This window comes from Streptococcus sp. CF7_Ac1-12 (assembly GCF_024295905.1).
GTDB classification, from domain to species: Bacteria; Bacillota; Bacilli; order Lactobacillales; family Streptococcaceae; genus Streptococcus; species Streptococcus mitis_AP.
The window spans coordinates 1-3,968 of sequence record NZ_JANCPG010000028.1; the positions used below are offsets into that span (position 1 = coordinate 1).

The window sequence follows — 3,968 nt, forward strand, 5'->3', positions numbered from 1 at the left end:
AGTAGATAAAACTGAGAAACCAGTTGAAAACCTAGCTAACCAATCTTCTCCTGAAGTAAGCGCAAGTGAAGAGAGTCAAGCTGTTTCAGCTAAAAAAGATTCTTTGAAAGTATCTGTAGATCAATTGCAGGCAGCTGTTTTGGAAGTGCCTGAGCATGAGACAAGCAAAGAAGTTCTTGAAAAAGCCAATGAACTATTAGGGGTGGCTCAAGGAGTCCTTGAAAATACAACAGTTTCTCTGAACGAAGTTGAAGAAATGACAAAACGTGTGAAGAGAATGTTTAACTCTGTTAAAAACGCTAGCTTGCGTCTGACTTCAGGTGCTCGTGACTCACGTAATGGTCAAAGCATGGGAGAAGGAACACAATTTAGAGCGGGTACGGAAATTAATTCAGGAGCATTGAAAAATATTAAATACTACGCATCTGTTGATCCAAGTACCAATGGAGGAAACGGAACAAGAAATGATGATCCAGATTTTACTGAAAATAAAACTGTAATTAAAGCATTTTACCAAGAGGATTCTGAGGGTAAATGGATAGTATATGATGTATTTTTCAATAATGATGGAAGAAAGATGACTGATAAGTCATATGGGCAACACTATTATTTCCAACCACCGTTTAATATAATGGATCCAGAAAATATAGTAAAAGATTTAAGTTTTACTCGATATCGTAAAAATGGTGGAACAAGACTTTCTGATGGATTCCAAGGGTTTGAACAATATGGAAATTCAGCAGAAATAACTAATCCTTGGACTCAAAAACAACGAATTTTCAATGGAGATAAAAGAACTTTTTATGATCCAAACTCGGGAGTAGCGCGAGAAAATCAAAAACCTCAAGTATTTAAAAATAATGCTAATGATCCAATTTTAAATGAGATTGTTAGAAAGAAAGATGGTAATTATACAGGAGGGGTTACATATAATCTTGGTATTGAAGCTCGTAAAGAAAGTACAGATTATGCAGTTCATATGCATGCAAAAGTCAAATTAAAGAATGATGTAACTGAAAATGAAGCTAACACATACGGTAGAGTTTTTGCTGCTTCTGTTACATCTGGGCCTACTACTAATCAATCATATATTGTAGGTGCTAGAGGAACTAGTTTAAAACCTAAGGATACAATTCCACCTACAATTACTGCTAATGATTCAATTGTTACAAAAAATGAAAAAATTGTAGATATTCCAGTAACAGCTGTAGATAATACAGGTGGAGTCGGAATGCGTCCAAACAGTCCGATTGAAGTAACTGGATTACCACAAGGATTAACATTTACGAATGGTAAAATTACTGGAACACCGACAGGACCTGTAGGAGATAGTACAGTAACGATTAAAGCCTATGATAAAAATGGAAATAAGGCTGAAAAAACAATTACAATTACAGTAAAAGATCAAGCGTCTAAATACAGTCCGACAGGAGAAACGCTAACAGTTAACCAAGGTCAAACGATTTCAGATGATGCAGTAAAAGCAAAAGTGAAAAATTATGGCCCAGGAACATTAACAGTTGTAAGCAAACCATCAACAGCAAAAGCAGGAAACGTTGGGAATGCGGTAGTGAAAGTAACATACCCAGATGGATCGTCTGAGAATGTAAATGTACCAGTTACAGTACTAGAAGCACCAGATACACAACCTCCAACATTAGCTATTACACCAGCTAACCAAACAGTAGTAGAAGGTGAAACAGTAACATTCACATTAACAGCAAAAGATAATAAAGTTGTTAAAATAGACGGTACTGATTTCACTACAAAATATGGTAACAGACTTCTGTCTGGTAAAGCAACAAATACTAATGTAAAAATTACTGATACTGAAAAAGTAACTAAAATTACTATTACTACAAGTAAAGAGGATGTCGGTAAAACAAATACGATTACTTTCAATGCTAGTGACAATGCTGGTAATAAAGCTAAGCCAGTAACTTTCACATTCAATGTAACACCACGTGATACTCAAAAACCAGAAGCAACGTTAAATGGTGTTCGTTTGACAGAAAATGCCAATACACCTATATTTACTGTGTACCGAGGAGCGACATTTAACCCAGAACTAAAAGTATGGGATAATTCTGGTGTGATTTCTAAAGTAGAAGTTAAGGGAGGACTTCCAAAAGGAGTAACTGCTTCTACATTTACAGCACAAACAGGTAAAACTGAAAAAACTCCATATGCAACGCGTTTATCTTCAGGTACTGTATTGAATACTGAAACTTTAGGAGAACATGAAGCAACTCTACATGTTGAAGGAAGTAGTGCTACTGATAGTCGTGATTTGAAATTCAAATATCGTGTAGTGGATATTGAAACAAGAAATCTAGAAAACGGTATCGCAAAAGTACCAGTAGCTTCAACATTGAATGTAGCCAATAGTGGTAAAAACATTGATGCCCATAGATATCTTAAAGTTGTAGATAGTGAAGATAAAGCAGATCGTGGAAATAATTATTTACCAAGTGGTATGACCTGGACATGGAAACAAGGTGATAAATTAGATCCAGGAACAACACTAGATAACTCAGGGAAATATACTCGAAACGCAACAGCAGTATTCCCAGATACTAGCAAAAATTCTATTACGGATGTAAATAGTACAACTAGAACAACATTTGCACCTGCAGAAATCAAGCGTCAAGTAGTGTTGGCAGTAACACCAACAGTACCTAGTATAGTAGGTAATGAGGATGGTAGTGTAACAATAACACCACCAACACGCCCTAATAGTACTAATCCTCAGGATATTGATACAATTACCCTTACTTATGTACCAACAGGTAAGACTACACCAGAAACTGTAATAGTTACAAAATCAGGAAATACTTGGACAGCAACCGTAAATGGTAAAACAACGGATAAAGTATCAGTAACACCTGCAGGAGTTGTAACAATTTCTGATGCTGAAGTTGCAGATAAAACAGAAGTAACTGCAAAAGTTTCTAAGAGAATTGATAATAATCTTACTCTTGAGAGTCCTGTAGCTAGAGGGACAGCAAATGGACCTTTGGCAGCTGAGGTTACACCACCAGCACCAGTTACGGAAAAAGCACCAATTACACCAGTAACAGTAGTAACACCAAACAAACCAGGCTCAACAATCACTACAGAAACACCAGTCAATGGTTTAACAGTAGATGGCGATGGTAACTTAACTGGAACACCAACTGTTACAGACTGGGGTAAAGATGAAGAAGAACGTAAGATCATCATCCCAGTTAAAGTGAAGAAGGGCAACGAAGAAGTTGTTGTGAATGTACCAGTTACAATTCAACGCGATACAGATGGAGACGGTATCCCAGATAAAGTAGATCCAGATGATGACAACGATGGAATTCCAGATGAGGAAGAAATCACAAATGGAACAGATCCAAAAGTAGCGAATGGATTAACAGGAACAGTAACAGGAAAAACTGTACCAGAAAAAACACCAGTACCAGCAAATACTAAGGTAGTAACACCAAACAAACCAGGCACAACGATTACAGTAGATAATCCAGTAAATGGTTTAACAGTAGATAACGGTGGAAATCTAGTAGGAACACCAACAGTAACAGATTGGGGACCAAAAGAAGAAGAACGTACAGTAGAGATTCCAGTTAAACTGAAGCGTGGAACAGAAGAAGTTGTAGTCAAAGTTCCAGTTAAAATTCAACGTGATACAGATGGAGACGGTATTCCAGATGTGACCGATCCAGATGATGACAACGATGGAATTCCAGACAAGGATGAAGAGAACAATGGAACAGATCCTAAGACACCAACAACTCAAACTCCTACAATCGAAATTACTCAACAACCAAATGGAAATGCGATTGTAACGCCTAAGAAACCAGATGGAACAACATATCCACCAGGAACTAAGGTAGAAATCCCAGGAGAAGATGGAACAACAATCACAGTAACAATTGGTGACAATGGTTCAGGTGAAGTACCAAATGACAAACTTCCTAAGAAAG

1 protein-coding gene is annotated in these 3,968 nt (G+C 37.0%); it reads left to right on the top strand.

Going from position 1 to position 3,968, the window contains the following annotated elements:
- Positions 1-3,968 (top strand): Rib/alpha-like domain-containing protein (locus NMM17_RS09510; RefSeq protein ID WP_254754327.1); only part of this gene is annotated, 3,968 nt, incomplete at both ends.